Source organism: Pseudomonas sp. Pseusp49, assembly GCF_059491875.1.
This window is the reverse complement of sequence record NZ_CP168514.1, coordinates 6762140-6785179: the sequence shown is the minus strand read 5'-3', so window position 1 is coordinate 6785179 and position 23040 is coordinate 6762140. Positions and strand designations below refer to the sequence as shown.

24 protein-coding genes are annotated in these 23040 nt (G+C 60.5%); 11 read left to right on the top strand and 13 right to left on the bottom strand.

Annotation, left to right across the window (positions count from 1 at the left end; genetic code table 11):
• Positions 1–89: 89 nt before the first annotated feature.
• The 3 genes from ACEN83_RS30415 to ACEN83_RS30405 form a co-directional block, all read right to left on the bottom strand.
• Complete coding sequence (locus ACEN83_RS30415; RefSeq protein ID WP_495578386.1) at positions 90–1007, bottom strand: IS110 family transposase; 918 nt, start codon at positions 1005–1007, stop codon at positions 90–92.
• Positions 1008–1319: 312 nt separating this feature from the next.
• Complete coding sequence (locus ACEN83_RS30410; RefSeq protein WP_102669504.1) at positions 1320–2087, bottom strand: TerC family protein; 768 nt, start codon at positions 2085–2087, stop codon at positions 1320–1322.
• An 85-nt stretch (positions 2088–2172) separates the two neighbouring features.
• A complete protein-coding gene (locus tag ACEN83_RS30405) occupies positions 2173–3480 on the bottom strand; it encodes a CitMHS family transporter (protein WP_007969845.1) in 1308 nt (435 codons plus the stop codon).
• Positions 3481–3897: 417 nt separating this feature from the next.
• Between ACEN83_RS30405 and ACEN83_RS30400 the strand changes: the two genes are divergently transcribed.
• Complete coding sequence (locus tag ACEN83_RS30400; RefSeq protein WP_258683020.1) at positions 3898–4299, top strand: GFA family protein; 402 nt, start codon at positions 3898–3900, stop codon at positions 4297–4299.
• Here the strand turns inward: ACEN83_RS30400 and ACEN83_RS30395 are convergent, their stop codons facing one another.
• Complete coding sequence (locus ACEN83_RS30395) at positions 4300–4626, bottom strand: DOPA 4,5-dioxygenase family protein (protein WP_015092870.1); 327 nt, start codon at positions 4624–4626, stop codon at positions 4300–4302.
• Between the two features lie 83 nt (positions 4627–4709).
• Here ACEN83_RS30395 and ACEN83_RS30390 point away from each other — a divergent pair, with 83 nt between their 5' ends.
• On the top strand, positions 4710–5375 hold the full coding sequence (locus ACEN83_RS30390; protein ID WP_007969850.1) for an NAD(P)-dependent oxidoreductase: 666 nt from the start codon (positions 4710–4712) through the stop codon (positions 5373–5375).
• A 43-nt stretch (positions 5376–5418) separates the two neighbouring features.
• Here the strand turns inward: ACEN83_RS30390 and ACEN83_RS30385 are convergent, their stop codons facing one another.
• Positions 5419–6369, bottom strand: coding sequence for a choline sulfate utilization transcriptional regulator (locus tag ACEN83_RS30385; protein ID WP_495579145.1), 951 nt, complete (start codon positions 6367–6369; stop codon positions 5419–5421).
• Between the two features lie 114 nt (positions 6370–6483).
• Here ACEN83_RS30385 and betC point away from each other — a divergent pair, with 114 nt between their 5' ends.
• The 3 genes from betC to ACEN83_RS30370 all read left to right on the top strand — a co-directional run bounded on the left by betC (position 6484) and on the right by ACEN83_RS30370 (position 10649).
• On the top strand, positions 6484–7998 hold the full coding sequence (betC, locus tag ACEN83_RS30380) for a choline-sulfatase (RefSeq protein ID WP_495579144.1): 1515 nt from the start codon (positions 6484–6486) through the stop codon (positions 7996–7998).
• 16 nt (positions 7999–8014) lie between these two features.
• On the top strand, positions 8015–8935 hold the full coding sequence (choX, locus tag ACEN83_RS30375) for a choline ABC transporter substrate-binding protein (RefSeq protein WP_495579143.1): 921 nt from the start codon (positions 8015–8017) through the stop codon (positions 8933–8935).
• A 145-nt stretch (positions 8936–9080) separates the two neighbouring features.
• The gene (locus ACEN83_RS30370; protein WP_495579142.1) at positions 9081–10649 is read left to right on the top strand and encodes a SulP family inorganic anion transporter; all 1569 of its coding nucleotides are present in this window, start codon (positions 9081–9083) and stop codon (positions 10647–10649) included.
• Between the two features lie 78 nt (positions 10650–10727).
• On the opposite strand, the gene aroE is transcribed toward ACEN83_RS30370, so the two are convergent.
• Complete coding sequence (aroE, locus tag ACEN83_RS30365) at positions 10728–11549, bottom strand: shikimate dehydrogenase (protein ID WP_495579141.1); 822 nt, start codon at positions 11547–11549, stop codon at positions 10728–10730.
• 13 nt (positions 11550–11562) lie between these two features.
• Complete coding sequence (hemF, locus tag ACEN83_RS30360; protein ID WP_015092863.1) at positions 11563–12477, bottom strand: oxygen-dependent coproporphyrinogen oxidase; 915 nt, start codon at positions 12475–12477, stop codon at positions 11563–11565.
• 163 nt (positions 12478–12640) lie between these two features.
• Between hemF and ACEN83_RS30355 the strand changes: the two genes are divergently transcribed.
• Positions 12641–13618 carry an NADPH:quinone reductase gene (locus ACEN83_RS30355; protein ID WP_007969863.1) on the top strand — a complete coding sequence of 326 codons (978 nt, stop codon included), beginning with the start codon at positions 12641–12643 and terminating at the stop codon, positions 13616–13618.
• Between the two features lie 116 nt (positions 13619–13734).
• Here ACEN83_RS30355 and tsaC read toward each other — a convergent pair whose 3' ends face one another.
• The 3 genes from tsaC to ACEN83_RS30340 all read right to left on the bottom strand — a co-directional run bounded on the left by tsaC (position 13735) and on the right by ACEN83_RS30340 (position 16359).
• Positions 13735–14292 (bottom strand): L-threonylcarbamoyladenylate synthase type 1 TsaC, encoded by a 558-nt coding sequence (gene tsaC, locus ACEN83_RS30350; RefSeq protein WP_007969864.1) that lies wholly within the window; start codon positions 14290–14292, stop codon positions 13735–13737.
• A 54-nt stretch (positions 14293–14346) separates the two neighbouring features.
• A complete protein-coding gene (dprA, locus tag ACEN83_RS30345) occupies positions 14347–15453 on the bottom strand; it encodes a DNA-processing protein DprA (protein WP_476199464.1) in 1107 nt (368 codons plus the stop codon).
• Positions 15454–15534: 81 nt separating this feature from the next.
• Complete coding sequence (locus ACEN83_RS30340) at positions 15535–16359, bottom strand: peptidoglycan-binding protein (RefSeq protein ID WP_495579140.1); 825 nt, start codon at positions 16357–16359, stop codon at positions 15535–15537.
• A gap of 187 nt (positions 16360–16546) precedes the next feature.
• On the opposite strand from ACEN83_RS30340, the gene def reads away from it, so the two are divergent.
• From def to ACEN83_RS30315, 5 genes are all read left to right on the top strand, one after another.
• Positions 16547–17053: a peptide deformylase gene (gene def / locus ACEN83_RS30335; RefSeq protein ID WP_007969867.1), complete on the top strand. Its 507-nt coding sequence runs from the start codon at positions 16547–16549 to the stop codon at positions 17051–17053.
• Between the two features lie 57 nt (positions 17054–17110).
• Complete coding sequence (fmt, locus tag ACEN83_RS30330) at positions 17111–18070, top strand: methionyl-tRNA formyltransferase (protein ID WP_495579139.1); 960 nt, start codon at positions 17111–17113, stop codon at positions 18068–18070.
• Entirely contained in the window at positions 18067–19377 is a 1311-nt protein-coding gene (rsmB, locus tag ACEN83_RS30325; RefSeq protein WP_495579138.1) for a 16S rRNA (cytosine(967)-C(5))-methyltransferase RsmB, read from the top strand. The genes fmt and rsmB overlap by 4 nt, the downstream gene beginning before the upstream one ends.
• Positions 19378–19399: 22 nt before the next feature.
• Positions 19400–20776: a Trk system potassium transporter TrkA gene (trkA, locus tag ACEN83_RS30320; protein ID WP_116579834.1), complete on the top strand. Its 1377-nt coding sequence runs from the start codon at positions 19400–19402 to the stop codon at positions 20774–20776.
• 110 nt (positions 20777–20886) lie between these two features.
• Positions 20887–21204 (top strand): tetratricopeptide repeat protein, encoded by a 318-nt coding sequence (locus tag ACEN83_RS30315; protein ID WP_495579137.1) that lies wholly within the window; start codon positions 20887–20889, stop codon positions 21202–21204.
• Here ACEN83_RS30315 and ACEN83_RS30310 read toward each other — a convergent pair.
• The 3 genes from ACEN83_RS30310 to ACEN83_RS30300 form a co-directional block, all read right to left on the bottom strand.
• Positions 21195–21434 carry a PilZ domain-containing protein gene (locus ACEN83_RS30310; RefSeq protein WP_495579136.1) on the bottom strand — a complete coding sequence of 80 codons (240 nt, stop codon included), beginning with the start codon at positions 21432–21434 and terminating at the stop codon, positions 21195–21197. The genes ACEN83_RS30315 and ACEN83_RS30310 overlap by 10 nt on opposite strands.
• Positions 21435–21506: 72 nt before the next feature.
• Entirely contained in the window at positions 21507–22394 is an 888-nt protein-coding gene (locus ACEN83_RS30305) for a lysophospholipid acyltransferase (RefSeq protein WP_007969875.1), read from the bottom strand.
• Positions 22395–22434: 40 nt separating this feature from the next.
• A complete protein-coding gene (locus ACEN83_RS30300; RefSeq protein WP_007985082.1) occupies positions 22435–22992 on the bottom strand; it encodes a DNA-3-methyladenine glycosylase I in 558 nt (185 codons plus the stop codon).
• Between the last annotated feature and the right edge of the window lie 48 nt (positions 22993–23040).

The following is a 23040-nucleotide window of genomic DNA, read 5'->3' as shown; positions in this document are numbered from 1 at the left end:
GAAGGGATTGAAACAAAACTGTCATGAAATCCCGTTTAAGCAACCCGCAAAAAACAAAGTGGGAGCAACTGTCTTCCCCCTGCCACTCGTCACCGCCATTCGGTGCCGTCCCGCAACATGGCATTCAGCCTAATCAGTAAGACCCGCATGCAGGCGATGAGCGCGACTTTCGCGCTCTTGCCTCGCTCCCGAAGAGCGTCATAACGTGCCTTGAAGTCTGGCTGATGACGGATCACGACCCAGCAAGACATGTAAAGCGCACGTCTGACACGGGCTCTGCCTCCATAGATTTGACGTTTTCCGCTGTGATTGCCGCTGTCGTCGTTGTACGGCGCAATTCCCGCCAAGGCCGCCACTTCACGACGATCAAGCTCTCCCAATTCAGGCAGGTAAACCAGCAAGCTGGCTGTGGCCACCGTACCGATACCTTTAACGGAAATGAGTCGCTCGGCTTTTTCGGCATCCAGTTCATGCATGCTCTGATGGATGGTTTTATCGAGCTGCTTGATCTGCACTTGCAGGTAGTGAACAAGACCTTTGATCGCCTCGATAACAACGGGTAGCTGGACTTGCTGAAGCCGGCGCTTGTTGTCGTCTCGTTGCTGAACAAACTGCTCGCGCAACTGGATCAGCTCGCGCAGCGCTTCACGTTCCGGCGAAATGATCTTGTCGCGGGATGCATGCAGCACTTCAGCGAAGTCCGCCAGCACGGCCGCGTCGATGGGGTCGGTCTTGGCATTCTTGCCCATCGCCACGGCGAAGGCTCTGGCCCGGCGGGGATTGATTCTGAGCACGTTGAAGTCGGCGCCCTGCAGTGCCGCCATGACCTTGCTCTCGTAACCACCGGTGGCCTCCAGCAGAACCCGGCCAACCTCGTACCGGCTCAGGCGCTCAATCAGCTCAACAAAGCCTTCTGACGTATTGGGAAGGTCAAAACCTTCACCCTGAGGTTGAACCCATACAACCAGGTTTGATTTGGAGATATCGATGCCGACCCAGGAAATCATGGCAAAACCCTCTTACACTCAGGAGTGAGAGTGCTCTGGCTTTGCCCACGCTTGTGATTCGAGTGGCGCTCGTCCAACTGTTCGGGCTTATGGGCCAGAGTGGAAAGGTGGATGGCAGCTTGGCTCCCACACGTGCTTTTAGCACCGCGGACTCACAGCTTGCCATCCACCCCTCTCACCTCGAAGTCTATTCCTGGATCTAGACACAAGCGGGCTTGCTCGCGAAGGCGTCGTATCAGTCAACATTAATGTTGTCTGACACATTGTCTTCGCGAGCAAGCCCGCTCCCACAGGGTATTGCGTACTACCGGGTTACTGGCCCGGAATGTCCTTGCGCAGCTTTACCGGATCCTGCTGTTTCTTCTTTTTCGCGATGGCCGTGCGCATCCTGATGTTGATCGCTTCCACCGCCAGCGAGAACGCCATGGCGAAGTAGACGTAGCCTTTTGGCACGTGTACGTCCAGGGATTCGGCAATCAGCACGGTACCGACGATCAGCAGGAACGACAGCGCCAGCATCTTCAGCGACGGGTGCTTGTCGATGAACTCGCTGATGGTGCCGGAAGCCCACATCATCACCAACACCGCCACGATGATCGCCGCGACCATGACCGGTACGTGGGAGACCATGCCGACCGCGGTGATGACCGAGTCCAGCGAGAACACGATGTCGATGATCGCGATCTGGATGATGGTGTAGAGGAAGTTGCCGCCCTTGCCCGAAGGCTCTTCGTTGGTTTCGTCTTCACCTTCCAGCGCGTGGTACATCTCTTGCGAGCTCTTCCACAGCAGGAACAGACCACCGAAGAACAGGATCAGGTCACGTCCGGAGATGCCCTGGCCGAACACGACGAACAGGTCGGCGGTGAGGCGCATGACCCAGGTGATCGACAGCAGGAGCAGGATTCGCGTGATCATGGCCAACGCCAGACCGAAAATCCGGGTACGCGCCTGCATATGTTTGGGCATGCGGCTGACCAGAATCGAAATCATGATGATGTTATCGATGCCCAGAACGATTTCCAGGGCGGTCAGGGTAAAGAAGGCAACCCAGATTTCAGGGTTGGTCAGCCATTCCATGTGTATTCCTTTGAGCGATTGTTAAACCACAAAGGGCCCGGGCTTCAAACAGCGAAGCCTGGACCCGAAGTGGTGAGTCTTGGGCTTATAGAGTGCTGAACATCGGGAAAGTCCCCAACAGCAGTGCAGCAATCAGTATGCAGATACAAACCAGCACTGCCCACTTCAGGGTGAAACGCTGGTGGTCACCGAAATCGATACCGGCCAGGGCCACCAACAGATAGGTCGATGGAACCAGCGGGCTCAACAGGTGGACGGGCTGACCGACGATCGAGGCACGTGCCATTTCCACCGCGGTTATACCGTAGTGACTGGCGGCTTCGGCAAGTACCGGTAACACGCCGTAATAAAATGCATCGTTCGACATGAAGAAGGTGAACGGCATGCTTACCAGCGCCGTGATCACCGCCAGGTACGGGCCGAGGAAATCCGGAATCACCGACAACAGGCTTTTCGACATGGCATCGACCATGCCGGTGCCCGACAGGATACCGGTGAAGATGCCGGCCGCAAAGATCAGCCCGACCACGGCCAGTACGCTACCGGCGTGAGCCGCGACGCGATCCTTCTGCTGTTGCAGGCAAGGATAGTTGACGATCATGGCGATACTGAACGCCACCATGAACAACACCGGCAACGGCAGCAGGCCGGCGATCAGGGTGCACATCAGGCCCAGTGTCAGGGCGCCGTTGAACCAGATCAGTTTCGGACGACGGGCATCCGGGAACTGCGAGACACTGATTTCGCTGTGGTCGACTTCATCGCCCACCAGGTGCAGTTCACCCAGACGCGCACGTTCACGTTTGCCGTAGAAGTAAGCGATGGCCAGGATCGCCACCACACCGGCCAGCATCGCCGGGATCATCGGTACGAAAATAGCCGACGGGTCCACGTGCAGTGCGCTGGCGGCACGGGCGGTCGGGCCGCCCCATGGGGTCATGTTCATCACGCCACCGGCGAGGATGATCAGGCCGGCCATGATCCGCGGGCTCATGCCGATGCGGCTGTAGAGCGGCAGCATGGCGGCCACGCAGATCATGTAGGTGGTCGCGCCGTCACCATCGAGGGAAACGACCAGCGCCAGTACAGCGGTGCCGACCGAAACCTTCAGCGGGTCGCCCTTGACCATTTTGAGGATCTTGCGCACGGCCGGGTCGAACAGGCCGGAGTCGATCATCAGGGCGAAATACAAAATAGCGAACATCAGCATCACGCCGGTCGGCGCGAGCTTGGTGATGCCTTCGAGCATCATCGGGCCGATTTTGGGGCCGAAGCCGCCGAACAGGGCGAAGATGATTGGAATGAGGATCAGGGCGATCAGCGCAGACAGGCGCTTGGTCATGATCAGGAACATGAACGTGATGACCATGGCGAAGCCAAGGAAAGTCAGCATGGGAGTACTCCAGGCGTAGCGCGGCTAGGGAATGGGCGGATCGGGCGGGATCAGCGCAGAACGGGAAGCACGAGAGGTACGGACGGAGGCACAGCGAAGTGGCGGGTAGAAGAGGACATCAGAATCACCATTGTTGTTGTTAAATGGGCCTGGCGAGCAATCGAACACTCGCATTGGCCACCGGTCTTTTGCCGGTAGTGGCGGCGATCCTAATCGGGGAAGCTTTCAGCCAGCTTTCGCAATTGAAAGCTTTGACCGGATGCACGACCGGTCGTCGGACGGGGGCAGGGAGGTGAACCGGGTTACGGCCTTCGCGAGCAAGCCCGCTCCCACACTGGATCTGTGTCGTACACAAAGCCAATGTGGGAGCGGGCTTGCTCGCGAAGGCGTCAGTCATTACGCAGCAGGAGGAATGTCATGACCAATGTTCACACCGGCGGCTGCCACTGCGGGCAGCTGCGCTATCAATTCAGCGGGCCACTGCACGATATCGTCCACTGTCATTGTTCGATTTGCCGACGGGTCAGCGGCGGCATCGTGACCACCTGGATCACCGTGCCGGCATCCGCCTTTCAATGGCTGGCCGGGACGCCGTCGCGGTACGACTCTTCATCCACCTGCGCGCGTTACTTCTGCGGTCACTGCGGGGCGCAACTGGCGGTGGTAACGCACCTGAGCCCGGACAGCATCGACCTGACCATCGCCACCCTCGACCACCCCGAGCAGGCACCGGCGCAGCGGCACATCTGGACCGACAGCCGCTTGCCGTGGCTGCATCTGGACGAACACTTGCCCGGCGAGGCAGAAGAAACACTCTGATCAAAAAATAGACAGGTCCAGCGGTCGAATCGCGCCCATCCAGATCGCATGCTCGGTGTGGTCTCGCAGATCGTCGCCGGTGTCCGGGTGTAAAAACACCACCAGGCCCTTGCGGTTGAGCGCCAGCCACGGCAGCACGTCGCCCAGCACCTGCGGCTCGAACGCCAACTGGCAGCTCCAGTCCGGGTGTGGACCGACCGGGCGCTCGTGCACACGGCCCATTTTCACTGGAAACAATTGCGCCGCCTGCTCACACAGCGCCCGCGCCTGCCCTATCGAGTCGGCATCGAAGTAAACATGGGCGTGATAGCCCGTGATCTGCTGCATTGCAATCCCTCTGAAAGCTGTTCGAACCCTCACCCTTTCCTGCGGGTCACACGTCATATAGACGCTGGAAAAAGGGTTCAGCCATGAAAAATGCCGAAACCCCCGTTGTGAAAGTGGTGCTTTATGGTGCCATGAGTAGCCTGGGCAGTGCGCTGATGGCTGAAATGCTGCGACGCCAGCATGAAGTGATCGCGATTCTCGATGACCTCAATGCGCTGGCACCCCGTCCGGGGCTGCGCACCAAGACTGGCGACCTGTTCGACGCGCAACGGGTCAAGCAGAGTGTGGCTGGCAGCTCCGTGGTCATCTGTTTGCTGGACGCTCCTGGCTTACCGTTCAACAGCGAACACGTGGAAAAAACCATCGTACCGGGTCCGGTCGAGCAAGTGCTGGCAGTCGACGCCTTGATTGAAGGCCTGCAGGGGGCAGGCGTTGCCCGGTTGTTTCTGGTGGGAGATTTCGCGGTGCTGGACGAGCCGGAGCTCGAGGACAGCCTGCAACGTCACGCCGCAGAGGAAATCCGCGAGGCACTGCAAAGCAGTCCTTTGCAGTGGACGCTGGTCAACGAACCGCGCGGGGTACCGGGGCTGACCATCGAACATTTCGCCAAACCCGGCGGCAACCTCGAGCCGGGACTGGCCGAACCGCTCGGGCGATTGGCCCGTACCGCCGTGGGCATTGCCGATGAATTGCACCTGAAACTGCACATCGGCGAGCACGTCAGTTTCATCGCGACCTCGGAACCTTGAAAGATCGCAGCCTTCGGCAGCTCCTACAGCGATCTTTTGACACTCAAACCGCAATCGAAGGAAACGCCAACCCCGTCAACGACCCCGCGCTGCCCGCCTGCTCAGCCATCAACCAATCCACAAACTGCTGGATCAACACCCCGCGCCGTTTACGCTGGGGCAAAACCACGTAATAGCCCAGCCGGGACATCACCGTTTCGCCGATCGGTCGACATAACAACCCTTGCGCCAGCAAGTTATCCACAAGGTGACGCCAGCCGATGGCCACGCCCTGACCACCAATCGCCGCCTGAATCAGCAAGGTGTAGTTGTCGAAACGCAGTTGACCGGGTGCCGGGGGCGAGGTGATGCCCAACTCGCGGAATACACCGCTCCAGTCGAACCAGTTACTGCTGTGTTCCCCACGCAGATGCAGCAACGGAAACTCGAGCAAGGCCTGGGGGGGCAAGGGCAGGGAACGTTCACCCAGCAACTGCGGGCTGCACACCGGAAACACTTCCTCACTGAACAGCCAATGGCTTTCACCCTGCTTGAAGCGGCCATCGCCGAACAGTATCGCCACGTCGATATCGGTACGTAGCATGTTATGGCTGCGTTCACTGGTGACCAGGCTGACATCCACCTGCGGATTAGCCGCGTGAAAGCGGTGCAGACGCGGCATCAACCAATAGGCGGCAAAGGCAAAATCCGTGGCCACCTGCAGCACCTCATGCTGTTGCTGGGCGCTAATTGCGCTCAATCCTGAATCGATATTCTGCAATCCGAGCTGAACCTGCTGAAAAAGTATCAGCCCGGCCTCAGTCAACTCGATACCGCGATAAATGCGGTCGAACAATCGGGTCGCCAGTTGTTCTTCAAGGCGCTTGATCTGCTGGCTGATGGCCGGCTGCGTGGTGCCGAGTTCAACCGCCGCCGCGGTGAAGCTGCGCTGACGGGCTGCCGCTTCGAAGGCACGAAGCAGATCCAGTGACAGGTCACCAAGGGCGTCATACATAAGCTGTGCTTATCCTAGTCATTGCCGTGCATGGGCTTTACCGCAAAGAGCTTGGGTTTCATTCTCGAAGCCAGCACTCTCGCATAAACATCCACTATGGAATGCCGCGATCACATGAAGCGCAAGAACATTCTTTTCATCATGGCCGATCAAATGGCCGCGCCAATGTTGCCGTTCTACGGTCCATCGCCCATCAAGCTGCCCAATCTCAGCCGCCTCGCCGCACAAGGCGTGGTGTTCGACTCGGCTTATTGCAACAGCCCCCTGTGTGCGCCGTCGCGCTTCACCCTGGTCAGCGGCCAGTTGCCGAGCAAGATCGGCGCCTACGACAACGCCGCCGACTTCCCCGCCGACGTACCGACCTATGCCCATTACCTACGCCGCCTCGGCTACCGCACCGCCCTGTCGGGCAAGATGCATTTCTGCGGGCCGGACCAGTTGCATGGCTACGAAGAGCGCCTGACCAGTGACATCTACCCGGCCGACTACGGCTGGGCGGTGAACTGGGATGAACCGGATGTGCGTCCGACCTGGTACCACAACATGTCCTCGGTTCTGCAAGCCGGACCCTGCGTGCGCACCAACCAGTTGGATTTCGACGAAGAGGTGGTATTCAAGGCCCAGCAGTACCTGTTCGACCATATCCGCGAGGATGGCGACCAGCCGTTCTGCCTGACCGTTTCCATGACTCACCCACACGATCCGTACACGATTCCCAAGGCTTTCTGGGATTTGTACGACGATGCCGATATCCCGCTGCCTGTAACCCCGGACCCGCATGACCTCGATCCGCACTCGCAGCGTTTGCTCAAGGTCTATGACCTGTGGGACAAGCCACTGCCTGTGGATAAGATCCGCGATGCCCGCCGTGCCTATTTCGGCGCGTGCAGCTATATCGACAGCAACGTCGGCAAACTCCTGCAAACCCTTGAAGATACCGGGCTGATCGACGACACCATCATCGTGTTTTCCGGTGACCACGGCGACATGCTCGGCGAGCGCGGCCTCTGGTACAAAATGCACTGGTATGAAATGGCCGCACGGGTGCCGCTGCTGATCAGCGCACCGGGGCAGTTCGGTGCCGGCCGGGTCAGCGCCAGTGTTTCCACGGCGGACCTGTTGCCGACATTCGTCGAACTGGCTGGCGGCTCGCTGGAACCGGGCTTGCCGCTGGACGGCCGCTCACTGGTACCGCACCTGCAAGGGCAGGGTGGCCACGATGAAGTGTTCGGTGAATACATGGCCGAAGGCACCATCAGCCCGCTGATGATGATCCGCCGCGGGGCCTATAAATTCATCTACAGCGAAGACGACCCTTGTCTGCTCTTCGACGTACACAATGACCCTCACGAACTGGAAGAACTCAGCCATTCGCCGCAACATCGCCAGCTGTTCGACGATTTTCTCGCTGAGGCGCGGGCGAAATGGAATATTCCGGCCATCCACCAGCAGGTGCTCGCCAGCCAGCGGCGCCGGCGTTTCGTGGCCGAGGCGTTGACCCTCGGCAAGCTGAAGAGCTGGGATCACCAGCCGCTGGTGGACGCCAGTCAGCAATACATGCGCAACCACATCGACCTCGACGATCTGGAACGTAAAGCACGTTATCCACAACCCTGCCAAAACCAATAATGTTAAGGGGAAGTCCATGCAAAGGTTATCCACAGTACTGACGATCGGGCTCCTGGCTCTGGGCAGCGCATCGGCGTTTGCCGACCAGAGTTGCGAGACCGTGAAGATGGCCGACCCGGGTTGGAGCGACATCGCCGCGACCAATGCCATCACCGGGTTCCTGCTGGACGGCATGGGCTACAAGGCCAAGGTCGACACCCTCGCGGTGCCGATCACTTTTGGCGGGCTCAAGGATGGCCAGGTCGATGTGTTCCTGGGTAACTGGATGCCGGCGCAGCAGGGCTTCTATGACAAGTTCGTCGCCAATGGCGATGTCACACAACTGGCGAAGAACCTCGACGGCACCGAATTCACCCTTGCCGTTCCAGACTATGTGTGGGACGCGGGTGTGCATAACTTTGCCGACCTGAACAAATACGCCGACAAGTTCGACCGCAAGATCTACGGCATCGGCTCCGGCGCCCCGGCGAACATCTCGCTGCAAGAGATCATCAAGAAAAACGATTTCGACATGGGCCAGTGGAAACTGGTCGAGTCCAGCGAGCAGGCCATGCTGGCAGAAGTGTCCCGCGCGGTGAAAAAGCAGAAATTCGTGACCTTCCTCGGCTGGACCCCGCACCCGATGAACGTGCAACTGAAAATGCATTACCTCAAGGGCGGCGAGAAGTACTTCGGTGACACCGGCAGCGTGCACACGCTGACCCGCAAAGGTTATGCACAGGCCTGCCCGAACGTCGGCAAACTCCTGACCAACCTGAGCTTCACCCAGGATATGGAAAACAGCATCATGGCCGAGGTGGTGAACAACAAGGTCAGTAACGCCGACGCAGCCAAGGCATGGATCAAGGCCAACCCGGCGGTATTGGACAAGTGGCTTGATGGAGTGAAGACCGTGGATGGCAAGGACGCGCTGCCCGCAGTGAAAGCCAAGTTGTAACCAATACTTGTGGGAGCGGGCTTGCTCGCGAAGGCGGTGGATCAGTCGACATTAATGTTGTCTGACCCACCGCCTTCGCGAGCAAGCCCGCTCCCACAGATCATGTCCTGCTACCCTTGCGCAAAATTCCAGACCGAGAGGCCCCATGGCCCTGCCAAGCCGCCATTCACTCTTTCCATTCCTCAGTTGGTTGCCCAAGCAAACCCGCACCAGCGTCGGCCGGGACCTGGTCGTCGGCCTCAGCGGCGCGATTCTGGCGTTGCCGCAATCCATTGCCTACGCGCTCATCGCCGGTCTCCCACCGGAATACGGCCTGTACGCCGCAATTATCCCGGTACTGATCGCCTGCCTCTGGGGCTCGTCGTGGCATTTGATCTGCGGTCCTACGGCGGCCATCTCGATTGTCCTGTACGCCAGCGTCAGTCCCCTGGCCGTTCCGGCGACGCAGGACTACATCACCGTGATCCTGTTGCTCACCTTTCTGGCCGGCATCTTTCAATGGCTGCTGGGTTTGCTGCGATTTGGCGCGCTGGTGAATTTCGTCTCGCACTCGGTGGTGCTCGGCTTCACCCTGGGGGCTGCCGTGGTGATTGCCATCGGTCAATTGCCTAACCTGCTGGGACTGGACTTGCCCAGCCAAGCCACCGCGCTGGACAGTTTCATCACGTTATTGCGCCATCTCGGCGAAATGGACAAACCTTCGCTGGCGCTGGGACTGGCAACGGTGGTGGTGGGCGTGATCCTCAAACAGCTGTTGCCACGCTGGCCGACGCTGCTGATCACCCTGATCCTCGGCGGATTGCTGGTCTGGCTCTGGCCATCGATGTTCGGGCACGTGCAACTGGTCAGCGCCTTCACCGGCAAGCTGCCGCCTTTCAGTCCTTTGCCGCTGGATCTCGATCTGATCCTGCGCCTGCTGCCCAGCGCCGTGGCGGTCGGCATGCTCGGGCTGGTCACCAGTCTGTCGATTGCCCGCTCGATCTCCGCACGTTCGCAGCAATTACTCGACGCCAACCAGGAAGTTCGTGCTCAGGGCTTGTCGAACATGGTCGGCGCGTTTTTTTCCGGATCGCTGTCCGCTGGCTCCTTCACCCGCTCGGGTCTCAGCTACGAGGCCGGCGCTTGCTCACCGCTGGCGGGGATTTTTTCGGCACTGTGGGTGGCGATGTTCGCCCTATTCGGCGCGCGGTTGATCGAACACATCCCGATTCCGGCCATGGCCGGCAGCATTCTGTTGATCGCCTGGGGCCTGGTGGACCATCGCGGCATTCGCGCATTGTTGCGGGTCAGCCGCGCCGAGTTCGTGGTCATGGCGCTGACCTGCGTCGCCACGCTGCTGCTGGAATTGCAGACGGCGATCTACGCCGGCGTACTGGCCTCGCTTTTTTTCTATCTCAAACGCACATCGCAGCCACGGGTGCAGCACGTACGCGATGGCGAGGAGGACATTCTGCGGGTCGGCGGTTCGATCTTTTTCGGTGCCAGCCACTACCTGCAAGTACGCCTGCAACGCATGCACGGCGCGCGCGTGGTGATCGAGGCGCAGCAGATCAACTTCATCGATTACTCAGGGGTGGAAATGCTGCACCAGGAAGCGCGACGATTGCTGCGCCAGGACCGCAGCCTGACGTTACGCCGGGCACGACCGCAGGTGGTGGAAGAGCTTAGGAAGCTGGAAGGGGCCGAGAAATGCCCGATCCGGTTTGAGGATTAAACAGATCGCAGCCTTCGGCAGCTCCTACAAGGTTTTGTGAATGTCTGTAGGAGCTGCCGAAGACTGCGATCTTTGAAGTTAAAGGGCCAACTGCCGACGCAACTCAGCCAACACCGGCGCAGTGTCCGGTCGCACCCCGCGCCACAGGAAAAACGCTTCCGCGGCCTGCTCGGCCAGCATCCCCAAGCCATCCATCGCCACCGCAGCCCCGTGTTCGCTGGCCCAGCGGCAGAACGAGGTCGGCTCCTTGCCGTACATCATGTCGTAGCACACCGTTTTGCCTGGTTCGATCAGGCTCGGTGCAATCGGCGGCACATCGCCCGTGAGGCTCGCGGAAGTCGCGTTGATGATCAGGTCCACCGACTCCTGCAACCAGTCGTAGCCACTGGCCGAGACCGGCCCCAGATCGCAGAACAGCTCCGCGAGCAACTCGGCCTTGTCCACCGTACGGTTGGCGATGATCACCGAGGCGGGTTCTTCGGCCAGCAAAGGCTCCAAAGCACCGCGCACCGCGCCGCCAGCGCCGAGCAACAGGATGCGTTTGCCCTTGAGGCTGAATCCGGCGTTGACCGTCAGGTCCCGCACCAGCCCGGCACCGTCGGTGTTGTCGCCCAGCAGGCTGCCATCGGCCAGTTTGCTCAAGGTATTGACCGCACCGGCGCGCTGCGCCCGCGCCGTCAGGCTGTTCGCCAGCCGGTAGGCTTCTTCCTTGAACGGCACCGTCACATTGGCGCCGCGTCCTTCAAGGAAAAACGTCCGGGCACAGGTGGAAAAGTCGTCGAGTGGCGCCAGCATTGTGTTGTAGTCCAGCTTTTGCGCGGTCTGCTCGGCAAAGAGGCGGTGGATCAACGGTGATTTGCTGTGGCCAATCGGGTTACCGAATACGACATAACGGTCCATCAGGATTCCTCGTTCAAGCTTCGGCCAACCAATCGCGGTCCTGCAGGAAGTACTCGGTCAGTCGCGCTTCTTCGCTGCCAGGCTCGGCCTTCCAGTCGTAGCCCCAGCGCACTTGCGGTGGCAGCGACATCAAGATCGACTCGGTACGCCCGCCCGATTGCAGGCCGAACAACGTGCCGCGGTCGTAGACCAGATTGAATTCTACGTAGCGGCCACGGCGGAACTCCTGGAACTCGCGCTGCTTGGCCGTGAACGCGTCGTTCTTGCGACGCTGCACGATCGGCAGGTAGGCATCGATGTACGCGTCGCCAATGGCGCGCATGAAGGCGAAGCTGGTGTCGAAATCCCACTCGTTCAGGTCGTCGAAAAACAGCCCGCCGATGCCACGCGGCTCGTGACGATGCTTGATGTGGAAGTAGCTGTCGCACCAGGCCTTGTAACGCGGGTAGACGTCCGGGCCGAACGGTGCACAGGCCTGCTCGGCGATGCGATGCCAGTGGATGCAGTCTTCCTCGTTACCGTAATACGGGGTCAGGTCGAAGCCGCCGCCAAACCACCAGACCGGTTCTTCACCTTCTTTTTCAGCAATGAAAAAGCGCACGTTGGCGTGGGAAGTCGGCACATGGGGGTTGTGTGGGTGAATCACCAGCGACACGCCCAAGGCTTCAAAGCCACGGCCCGCCAGCTCCGGCCGGTGGGCGCTGGCTGAGGGTGGGAGACCGCTGCCGAAGACGTGGGAAAAGTTCACGCCACCCTTTTCAATCACCGTGCCGTTTTCAATCACGCGGGTGCGACCGCCACCGCCGGCCGGCCTGGTCCAGGCGTCTTCGACGAATTGCGTGCCACCGTCTTCGGCTTCCAGGGCGGCGCAGATACGGTCTTGCAGGTCGAGCAGGTAGGCTTTTACGGCCTCGGTGCGGGTCGTCATGTCATCACCTTGAATCGGGCAAAACAACGCGGCGCTCCATTGGAGCTCAGCCTGCGCAAATGGGCGCGTAGCATAACATCGCAAGTTACCCCTTCGCAGTTGACGAAAATCAAGCTTAGGAGTCCGATAGGGCGCTTGGTAAAACGACCTATGGAGAGTTTCGATGGCAAAGCGTATCCAGTTCCGCGCCCATGGTGGCCCCGAAGTGCTCGAGTATGTGGATTACCAACCCGCCGAGCCAGGTCCGAAGGAAGTGCGCGTGACCAACAAGGCCATCGGCCTGAACTTCATCGACACCTATTACCGTAGCGGCCTGTACCCGCCGCCATCCCTGCCATCTGGCCTCGGCTCGGAGGGTGCGGGCGTGGTCGAGGCGGTCGGCAGCGACGTGACCCGCTTCAAGATCGGCGATCGCGTGGCCTATGGCAGCGGCCCTCTGGGCGCCTATAGCGAAGTTCATGTGTTGCCCGAGGCCAATCTGGTGAAACTGCCGGACGCCATCAGCTTCGAACAGGCCGCTGGCGTGATGCTCAAGGGCCTGACCGTGCAGTACCTGCTGCGTCAGACTTATGAGCTCAAAGGTGGCGAAACCATCCTGTTCCACGCCGCGGCCGGCGGGGTAGGCTCACTGGCCTGCCAGTGGGCAAGGGCCTTGGGCGTGAAGCTGATCGGTACGGTCAGTTCGCCCGAGAAAGCCGCACTGGCCAAAGCCAACGGCGCTTGGGCAACCATCGACTACAGCCATGAAAACGTCGCCCAGCGCGTGCTGGAATTGACCGACGGCAAAAAAGTCCCGGTGGTGTATGACGGCGTTGGCAAGGACACCTGGCTGACATCACTCGACAGCGCCGCACCGCGTGGACTGGTGGTGAGTTTTGGCAATGCGTCCGGTGCGGTCGACGGCGTGAACCTGGGGATCCTGGCGGGGAAAGGCTCGCTGTACGTGACCCGGCCAACCCTGGGCACTTATGCGAACAACGCCGAGAACCTGCAACGCATGGCCGACGAGTTGTTCGAGATGATCATCAGCGGCAAGCTGACCGTGGACATCAGTCAGCGTTTTCCACTGGCTGACGCGGCGAAGGCGCAGACCGAGTTGTCGGCACGGCGTACGACGGGTTCGGTGGTTCTGTTGCCCTGAATGGGTAGTTGACTGGTAGGGCCCCTTCGCGAGCAAGCCCGCTCCCACACTGGATCTGTATCGTTCACAGATCCAGTGTGGGAGCGGGCTTGCTCGCGAAGGAGGTCAATCCGGTCTCAGTCCGGGCGCACAACCTTGCCGGTCGCCAGATCGCGAATCACGCTCGGGTTCTTGCGCCCGCCCAGATTGCCACCCAGTACCAGATCCAACTGCCCACGGAAGTACTGCTCGACGCGAAGCCGCGTGCGTGCCGCCGGGCGTCCCTGCGGGTTGGCCGACGTCGACACCAGCGGCCCGACCAGTGCGCACAAGTCCCGCACCAGTGGGTGATCACTGACCCGCAGCGCCACGGTTTCATGCACACCGGTAATCCACTGCGGCAGCAGGTTCTGGTGCGGCACCAGCCAGGTGTTCGGACCTGGCCAGGTACTGGCCATGCGGTCCATCCACAACTCGGGGAAGTCATCGAAGAGGAAATCGAACTGACGGATGTTGTCCGCGACCAGGATCAGCCCTTTATCCTCGGACCGCCCCTTGATCAGCAGCAGACGCTCCACCGCCTCCTCGTCCCACGGGTCGCAACCCAGGCCCCAGACTGCTTCGGTTGGGTAGGCAATCACCGCCCCGGCGCGAATTGCTTGCGCGGCTTGTTGCACACGCCAACTGTTGACCATGAAAAACTCTCCAGAATAAGGCTCTGCGCAGTTTACCGATCTTGTTTATAAAACCTAGCTCACCCGTGCAAACCAGCGCCCGCTTTCGCAAATAGCGCGACCGTCCATTTCAAGTTCGGTCAACGCCGCCAGCACTTTCGGCAAGGTCCAGCCGCTTGCGTCGGCCAGCGCTTCACTGGTCAGAGGTGCGGCATGCAGCAACTTCAACAGGGGGTGAGTCGTTTCAGGGGTAAAGGATTCTGTGGATAACGGCAGTCGTTGCCAGCCGCGCAAGGCTTCGAGGATATGTTCGATGGTTTCTACCAGCACCGCACCGTCGCGAATCAACTGATGGCAGCCGCGGGCACCGGGATGATGGATCGACCCGGGCATCGCAAACACCTCGCGCCCCTGTTCCGCTGCCAGCCTCGCGGTAATCAGTGATCCGCTGGCGACACTGGCTTCGACCACCAGCACCCCGAGGGACAAACCACTGATGATCCGGTTGCGCCGAGGGAAGTTGCCGGCGCTGGGGCCTGCATCCAGCGGGAACTCCGAAAGTACCGCGCTGCCCGAGGCGATCATGGCGTCCGCCAGGCGTCTATTTCGCTGTGGATAAAACTTCTCGAGCCCCGTGCCGAGCACACCGACCGTTTGCCCGCCAACGTCCAATGCGGCCTGATGTGCGGCGGCGTCAATGCCCAGGGCCAGGCCGCTGGTAATGACAAAACCGGCACCCGCCAGACTGCGGGAAAACGCGGCAGCGGTGTCCATCCCCGGTCGGGACGCACGACGGCTGCCGACCATCGCCAGTTGTGGTTTTTCCAGAATGCCGGGATCGCCGGCGACAAATAACAGCGGCGGTGCATCGCTGATTTGTGCCAGCAGTGCCGGGTAGTCCGGTTGGTCCCACATCAGTAAATGCTGGGCCGGATGCTCCAGCCAGGCCAATGCATGGCTGGCGCCGTCCCGGATCTCAGCGCTACGCCTGGCCTCGGAACAGGCCAGTGGCAAACCCAGCGCACGCCAGGCGCTGGCAGGTGCACTGAGGGCTTTGGATGCCGAGCCGAAGGCTTCGAGCAATTTCTTGAAACGCGCCGGGCCGAGTTCCGGCAAACGGTGCAGACGTAAACGAGCTTCCAGTTCCGCGGGGGAAACCGGTGTAACGGCAGGCAGCGACATGGATCATCCTTGATCGTTATGAGCACCCGTACAAACGGGAATAAGCTGTGGATAACTCTGTTGGTAACTTGTGAAGCACTCTTACGGATTTCGTACCTTGTCCATCACCGACAACGAGCGCGAAGCGCTAAGCACCAGCCCATAACTGAGTTTGTCGTAGGTACGGAAAACCATCAGCAGACCGGCGCGCTCATCGGGAATCTTCAATGGCTGGCCAGTGATCCGGTCCCGTACTGTTTCGCCGGTTTTCATCACTGCCAGCAGATTGCCTTCGACCAGACCGTCGCGCTGCCCCTTGTTCAGGGTAACCACGTCCAACTCGCCGATCTGCGTGACCCCGCGCGGAATATCGATGATCAGACCGTTGATTTCGTGGCTCGGTGCCCTGGGCGTGAAGGTCGAGTTGATCGCGTGCTCTTCACCGCTGAACAAGCGATCGCCGAGGCGGACCTCCTGGGTCGTGCGTTGCAACTCCAGGGTGGCGACGTCACCTTCAATGGCCACGACATCGCCGCCGCCGATGTCGTCGGCGTTGATCCCCAGGATTTCCTTGCTCTGCGGATCGGTGTAGACCTTGCCTTGACGGAAGATGCCGTACGCCGGTTGCGCCGGATCGAAATGGCCGCGGGCAAAGATGCGGTCACCCGCGCCGCTGAGCACCCGTTCGGTATCACCAGCGACAATGTAAGGCGCCTTGGTGAAATCCTCGGCCTTGTCGACGATGCGGTTGCTCAGCAGAAAGCTGTTGATCGATTTGAGCGCAATGCCGGGGATAACCTCGGCCACCGGGCTGCTGCGAACCTGAGGCGACAGCTTTATGGTGGGAATATCTTCCCGAAGTTGCACCTGCCCGTACGCCCAGCCTGCCGAAGCCAGGAGCAGCAGGGCGAGTAGTGATTTCCTCATGCGGTGAATCCCTTTATTATGTGCATTCGCGTGAAACGCCAGAGCCGTCAGTGGCTCGCTCCCGGCTTGCTTGTCAAAACTTGCTTGTCAACAGAAGGGAGCTACGTTTTACAACGGTAGCCTGCATTTCTTCGGACCCGCCAGGCCATCGACCCGACCTTACTTCACACGTGCACTGATCAAGCTTATGGCCATTTTAAACATCCTCGAATTCCCTGATCCGCGTCTGCGCACTATCGCCAAGCCAGTGGCCGTAGTGGACGACGAAGTGCGTCAGTTGGTCGACGACATGTTTGAAACAATGTATGAAGCGCCTGGCATCGGCCTCGCCGCTACCCAGGTCAACGTGCACAAACGTATCGTCGTGATGGACCTCTCCGAAGACCGCACCGAGCCTCGAGTGTTCATCAACCCCGAGCTCGAACCGCTGACCGACGACATGGGCCAGTACCAGGAAGGCTGCCTGTCGGTGCCGGGCTTCTACGAAAACGTCGATCGCCCGCAACGGGTCAAGGTCAAGGCACTGGACCGCGACGGCAAGCCCTACGAACTGATTGCCGAAGATTTGCTCGCGGTGTGCATCCAGCACGAATGCGACCACCTCAATGGCAAATTGTTCGTCGATTACCTGTCCACGCTCAAACGCGACCGCATCAAGAAGAAACTGGAAAAGCTTCATCGCCAGAACGCCTGATGCCCATCTTCAAAGGCTTGCTGCGGCAAGCCTTTTTCTTTTCAAGAGACGTCACCCATGACTGAGCCACTGCGCATTGTCTTTGCCGGCACCCCGGAATTCGCCGCCGAACATCTCAAGGCCCTGCTGAGCAGCCCTTACGAGATCGTCGCGGTCTACACCCAACCGGATCGTCCGGCCGGTCGCGGGCAAAAACTGATGCCGAGCCCGGTCAAGCAGCTTGCGCTGGAGAACAACATCCCGGTGTTGCAACCGCCAACCCTGCGCAACGAAGACGCGCAAGCCGAACTCGCCGCGCTGAAACCGGACTTGATGGTGGTGGTCGCCTACGGCCTGATCCTGCCGCAAGTGGTGCTGGACATTCCGCGCCTGGGTTGCATCAACAGCCACGCCTCGCTGTTACCGCGCTGGCGCGGTGCGGCGCCGATCCAGCGTGCCGTGCAAGCAGGTGATGCCGAAAGCGGCGTGACCGTGATGCGCATGGAAGCCGGCCTCGACACCGGGCCGATGCTGCTTAAAGTCACCACGCCGATCAGCGCCGAAGACACTGGCGGCAGCCTTCACGACCGTCTGGCCGAGATGGGTCCACCGGCCGTGGTTCAGGCAATTGCCGGCCTCGCCGCGGGTACGCTGGAAGGCGAAGTGCAGGACGACAGCCTGGCCACCTACGCGCACAAATTGAACAAGGACGAAGCGCGCATCGACTGGAGTCGCCCGGCGCTTGAACTGGAGCGTCTGGTGCGTGCCTTCAACCCGTGGCCGATCACCCACAGCACCTTGAATGGCGAAGCCCTGAAAGTGCTGGCCGCAAACCTGGCCGAAGGCAAAGGTGCACCCGGTGAAATCCTCAGCGCCAGCAAGGATGGCCTGATCGTCGCGTGCGGCGAGCAGGCCTTGTGCCTGACCCGTCTGCAATTGCCCGGCGGCAAGGCGCTGAGCTTCAGCGACCTGTTCAACAGCCGCCGTGAGAAATTCGCCACCGGCACGGTCCTCGGTCAAGCGGCGGACGCTCAATGAATCCGCGTCTGGCCGCCGCCAAGGCACTTGCCGCTGTCCTGAGCGGAAAAGCCTCGCTCAACAGTTCACTGCCGACGCAGTTGGACAAGGTCGAGGACCGTGATCGCGGCTTCACTCAGGACCTGGCGTTCGGTACCGCACGCTGGCAGCCACGGTTGTCGGCGCTGGCGGCCAAGTTGCTGCAAAAGCCGTTCAAGGCTGCCGATGCCGATGTCGAGGCGCTGCTGCTGGTCGGCCTCTATCAGTTGCTCTACACCCGCGTCCCGGCCCATGCCGCGATTGGCGAGACGGTCGGTTGCGCCGACAAGTTGAAAAAGCCATGGGCCAAGGCCTTGCTCAACGCTGTCCTGCGTAACGCTCAGCGCGAAAGCGAAACGATTTTCGCCGAACTGGAACGCGATCCGGTGGTGCGCACGGCCCACCCACGCTGGCTGCAGAAATCCCTGAAGGCGTTCTGGCCAGAGCAATGGGAAGCCATCTGCGCCGCCAACAACGCGCATCCGCCAATGATCCTGCGGGTCAACCGTCGCCATCACAGCCGGGATGCCTACCTCGGTTTGCTGATCGACGCCGGTATCGCCGCCACACCTTGTGTCTACAGCCGTGACGGTATCGTGCTCGAAGCCGCCGCCGACGTGCGCAGCCTGCCGGGTTTCGCCGAGGGCTGGATCAGCGTGCAGGACGAAGCGGCACAACTGGCCGCTGATCTGCTCGACCTGGCACCGGGCCAACGGGTACTGGACGCCTGCTGCGCACCCGGCGGCAAGACCTGCCATATTCTCGAAGCCGAGCCAAAACTGGCCGGGGTGGTGGCGGTAGACCTGGAAGCCAAGCGTCTGGTGCGAGTGCGGGAAAACCTCGAACGCCTGAAACTGAGCGCCGAACTGATTGCCGCCGACGGCCGCGACACGCAGGCGTGGTGGGACGGCAAGCCGTTCCAACGCATCCTGCTGGACGCACCATGCTCGGCGACGGGCGTGATCCGTCGTCATCCGGACATCAAGCTGACCCGCCAGCCCGACGACATCGCCGCGCTGGCTCTGCTGCAAGGCGAGCTGCTCGACGCCATGTGGAACACCCTGGAAGTCGGCGGCATTCTGCTATACGCCACCTGCTCGACGCTGCCGACCGAGAACACCGAAGTTATCGAAGCGTTCCTCGCCCGCACGCCGGGCGCCCGTGAACTGGACCTCGCCACGACGGCCGGCATCAAGCAGCCCCATGGTCGCCAGTTGCTCGCCCAGGAAGGCGGCCACGACGGGTTCTACTACGCCAAGCTGATCAAGATCGCCGCCGCGCGCGGTTAAACGGATTCAATGGAGTGACTGGATGAAAATCATCATCCTCGGCGCAGGGCAGGTCGGCGGTTCGCTGGCAGAACACCTGGCCAGCGAAGCCAATGACATCACCGTGGTCGACACCGATGGCGAACGCCTGCGCGACCTTGGCGACCGCCTGGACATCCGCACGGTGCAGGGCCGCGGTTCGTTTCCGACCGTGCTGCGCCAGGCTGGCGCCGACGACGCCGACATGCTGGTCGCCGTGACCAACAGCGACGAAACCAACATGGTCGCCTGCCAGGTCGCCCATACCCTGTTCCACACCCCGACCAAGATTGCCCGGGTTCGTGAGGCTGCGTACCTGACCCGCGAAGAGCAGTTGTTCCAGAACGAAGCGATTCCGGTGGACGTGCTGATCAGCCCGGAACAAGTGGTCACCAACTACATCAAGCGTCTGATCCAGCATCCGGGTGCCTTGCAGGTGATCGACTTCGCCGACGGCAAGGCGCAACTGGTCGCGGTTCGCGCCTATTACGGCGGGCCGCTGGTGGGTCAGCAACTGCGACAGTTGCGTGAACACATGCCAAACGTCGAAACCCGCGTGGCCGCCATTTTCCGCCGCGACCGGCCGATCCTGCCCCAGGGCGATACCGTGATCGAGGCCGACGACGAGGTGTTTTTCATCGCCGCCAAAGCGAACATTCGCGCGGTCATGAGCGAAATGCGCCGTCTCGACGAAACCTATAAACGCATTGTCATCGCCGGTGGCGGGCAGATCGGCGAGCGTCTGGCCGAGGCCATCGAAAGCCGTTATCAGGTAAAGATCATCGAGATGAATCCGGCACGCTGCCGTCACCTCTCGGACCACCTCGACAGCACCGTGGTGTTGCAGGGCAGCGCCTCGGACCGCGACCTACTGCTGGAGGAGAACATCGCCGACGCCGACCTGTTCCTCGCCCTGACCAACGACGACGAAGCCAACATCATGTCGTCGCTGCTGGCCAAGCGCCTCGGTGCGAAGAAGGTGATGACCATCATCAACAACCCGGCCTATGTCGATCTGATCCAGGGCGGCGACATCGACATCGCCATCAGCCCGCAACTGGCGACCATCGGCACCTTGCTGGCCCACGTGCGCCGGGGCGACATCGTCAGCGTGCACTCGCTGCGCCGTGGCGCGGCGGAAGCCATCGAGGCGATTGCCCATGGCGATGCGAAATCCAGCAAAGTGATCGGCAAGGCCATCGAGAATATCGGCCTGCCGCCGGGCACCACCATCGGTGCGATTATCCGCGACGAAGAAGTGATCATCGCCCACGATGACACCGTGATCGAAGCGGGCGACCATGTGATTCTGTTCCTTGTGGATAAAAAACATATTCGCGATGTGGAGAAGCTGTTCCATGTGGGGCTGAGCTTCTTCTGATCCAACATCGCCAAGATCGCAGCCTTCGGCAGCTCCTACACCGATCCATGTAGGAGCTGCAAGGCTGCGATCTTTTGATCCTCGCTTTCAACACTCAAAGGAATCCACCGATGATCGAATCCCTGGAAAAAATGCTCGCCAAGGGTGTGGATAACTCATTGCTGCGCTTCGGCCTGGGCAAGGGTTATCTGGATCTGGGGGAGAACGCCAAGGCGGTGGAGCATTTTCAGCGCTGCGTCGAATTCGATCCGAAGTATTCGGCGGCGTGGAAACTGCTGGGCAAGGCCCATCTGGCGCTGGCGGACTTTGCCGCCGCGCGTCAGGCCTGGGAACAAGGCCTGGAAGCCGCTCGCAACCATGGCGACAAGCAGGCAGAAAAGGAAATGACGGTGTTTCTGAAAAAGCTGGATCGCACCGCTCAGAGATAGCGCAAGCCAATCCCTTCGGCATCCACCAACACCACTTCCATGCGTACCCGCGGTGCGCCTGTGGGTAAGTCTTGCACCTGCCCGTAGACCACCGCGCCCCGGGGCAACGACGACAGTTTCGGATGCTTGACGTACACCCCGGTGGTCGACAGATTGCGCGTCTGGCCCAGGCATTCGCCGATATTTTCGTGACTGATCTTGATGCGGAATGACTTGCGATGGTCGGACATCTTCTGCGCCCTTTGATGAACGGTTGTGGATAACCCCGAATTCGGGGTTATCCACAGATCATGCCAATTGAATCAATACCAGCGCTCTTCACCCGGTGGCCGCTTCTTGAAGCGCTTCATGCTCCACATGTACTGGCTCGGGTAAGCGCCAACATAACGCTCGACCACTTTACTCATGGCCGCACAGGATTCCGCCGTATCGGTGCTGTACATGGCCTCCGGCGCGGCTTCGAGGATCACTTTGTAGCCTGAACCGTCGGGCAGACGCAGCGCATGCAGGAACACGCCGACCGCTTTGCCGCCGGCGAGCATGTTGGGTACGAATTTGCTGGTCAGTGCCTGGGTGGCGAAGAACGGCACGAAGATCCCGGCGGATTCGGCCGGTTCCGGGTCAGCAGGAATGCCCACTGCACCACCTTTGCGCACTTCCTTGATGACGCTGAGGATGCCTTCCTTGGTGGAAGCGGCGACTTTGTTACCCAGTTGCACCCGTTGCTTTTGCAGCAACTCGTCCACCGCCTTCAATTTTGGCGGGCGGTAGAAAATGATCGGTTTGCACTGGCTGCAATAGAAGTGATTGAGCACTTCCCAATTGCCCAGATGGCTGGTGATGCCAACCACGCCTTTGCCGGAGGCGAGGGCGTCCTTCAAAATGTCGAGGCCTTCGACCTCGCGCACCAGGTCGATGGAGCGCTGGGCCGGCCAGATCCAGGCGCAGGCGCTTTCGGTCAGGGACTTGCCGATGTCTTTCAGGCTCTGTCCGACTAAACGTTCACGCGCGGCGGGGTCCATGTCCGGGAAACACTTGGACAGGTTGATCCGTACCACGTCGCGGGAACGGTTCGGGGTTTTCCACATGACCCAGCCAATCGCCGAGCCCACGGCCTGCACGGCCCGCCATGGAAGCAGGGCAAACAGCCGCAGAGCGCCTACCAGCAAGGCGCCTTTCAACTTATCCACAGGTCACTCCTGATCTTGTGCTGTGCGCGAGGCGGCCATTCTAACCGCCGTTCGCCAACTGCGCGTAGCGGTCGCAGTCCCGAGTGTGATCCATGACCATGCCCGAGGCCTGCATCAGCGCGTAGCAAATGGTCGGTCCGACGAAGGTGAAACCGGCTTTTTTCAGGCCTTTGCTCATTTCCACGGCGGTCGGCGTCACGGCCGGGACTTCGCTGCGGTCCTTGAAATGATTGATCACCGGCGTGCCACCGACGAACGACCAGAGAAACGCCACCGGGTCCTCCAGCGCCAGCCAGGCCTGGGCATTGCGCCGGGCCGCGTTGAGCTTGAGGCGATTGCGGATGATGCCCGGATCGAGCATCAACTCGTCGATTTCGGCATCGCTCATCTGCGCCACGCGCTGGACATCAAAACCAAACATCACCTGACGATAATGCTCGCGTTTGCGCAGCACAGTGATCCAGGAAAGCCCGGCCTGGAACCCTTCGAGCAAAAGCAACTCGAACAATCCCTGCGCATCGCGTAGCGGCGTGCCCCACTCCTGATCGTGATAAGCCATGTACAGCGGATCTTCGGAACACCAAAAGCAGCGTGGCATAAGGCTCCAGGGGGCGTGCGCAGCAATGAATCGGGTATACTCCCGCTC

Bases quoted from the DNA above. Each gene is read 5' to 3' on its own strand.
- ACEN83_RS30415 (WP_495578386.1), bottom strand. From the start codon at position 1,007: ATGATTTCCTGGGTCGGCATCGATATCTCCAAATCAAACCTGGTTGTA.
- ACEN83_RS30410 (WP_102669504.1), bottom strand. From the start codon at position 2,087: ATGGAATGGCTGACCAACCCTGAAATCTGGGTTGCCTTCTTTACCCTG.
- ACEN83_RS30405 (WP_007969845.1), bottom strand. From the start codon at position 3,480: ATGCTGACTTTCCTTGGCTTCGCCATGGTCATCACGTTCATGTTCCTG.
- ACEN83_RS30400 (WP_258683020.1), top strand. From the start codon at position 3,898: ATGACCAATGTTCACACCGGCGGCTGCCACTGCGGGCAGCTGCGCTAT.
- ACEN83_RS30395 (WP_015092870.1), bottom strand. From the start codon at position 4,626: ATGCAGCAGATCACGGGCTATCACGCCCATGTTTACTTCGATGCCGAC.
- ACEN83_RS30390 (WP_007969850.1), top strand. From the start codon at position 4,710: ATGAAAAATGCCGAAACCCCCGTTGTGAAAGTGGTGCTTTATGGTGCC.
- ACEN83_RS30385 (WP_495579145.1), bottom strand. From the start codon at position 6,369: ATGTATGACGCCCTTGGTGACCTGTCACTGGATCTGCTTCGTGCCTTC.
- betC (WP_495579144.1), top strand. From the start codon at position 6,484: ATGAAGCGCAAGAACATTCTTTTCATCATGGCCGATCAAATGGCCGCG.
- choX (WP_495579143.1), top strand. From the start codon at position 8,015: ATGCAAAGGTTATCCACAGTACTGACGATCGGGCTCCTGGCTCTGGGC.
- ACEN83_RS30370 (WP_495579142.1), top strand. From the start codon at position 9,081: ATGGCCCTGCCAAGCCGCCATTCACTCTTTCCATTCCTCAGTTGGTTG.
- aroE (WP_495579141.1), bottom strand. From the start codon at position 11,549: ATGGACCGTTATGTCGTATTCGGTAACCCGATTGGCCACAGCAAATCA.
- hemF (WP_015092863.1), bottom strand. From the start codon at position 12,477: ATGACGACCCGCACCGAGGCCGTAAAAGCCTACCTGCTCGACCTGCAA.
- ACEN83_RS30355 (WP_007969863.1), top strand. From the start codon at position 12,641: ATGGCAAAGCGTATCCAGTTCCGCGCCCATGGTGGCCCCGAAGTGCTC.
- tsaC (WP_007969864.1), bottom strand. From the start codon at position 14,292: ATGGTCAACAGTTGGCGTGTGCAACAAGCCGCGCAAGCAATTCGCGCC.
- dprA (WP_476199464.1), bottom strand. From the start codon at position 15,453: ATGTCGCTGCCTGCCGTTACACCGGTTTCCCCCGCGGAACTGGAAGCT.
- ACEN83_RS30340 (WP_495579140.1), bottom strand. From the start codon at position 16,359: ATGAGGAAATCACTACTCGCCCTGCTGCTCCTGGCTTCGGCAGGCTGG.
- def (WP_007969867.1), top strand. From the start codon at position 16,547: ATGGCCATTTTAAACATCCTCGAATTCCCTGATCCGCGTCTGCGCACT.
- fmt (WP_495579139.1), top strand. From the start codon at position 17,111: ATGACTGAGCCACTGCGCATTGTCTTTGCCGGCACCCCGGAATTCGCC.
- rsmB (WP_495579138.1), top strand. From the start codon at position 18,067: ATGAATCCGCGTCTGGCCGCCGCCAAGGCACTTGCCGCTGTCCTGAGC.
- trkA (WP_116579834.1), top strand. From the start codon at position 19,400: ATGAAAATCATCATCCTCGGCGCAGGGCAGGTCGGCGGTTCGCTGGCA.
- ACEN83_RS30315 (WP_495579137.1), top strand. From the start codon at position 20,887: ATGATCGAATCCCTGGAAAAAATGCTCGCCAAGGGTGTGGATAACTCA.
- ACEN83_RS30310 (WP_495579136.1), bottom strand. From the start codon at position 21,434: ATGTCCGACCATCGCAAGTCATTCCGCATCAAGATCAGTCACGAAAAT.
- ACEN83_RS30300 (WP_007985082.1), bottom strand. From the start codon at position 22,992: ATGCCACGCTGCTTTTGGTGTTCCGAAGATCCGCTGTACATGGCTTAT.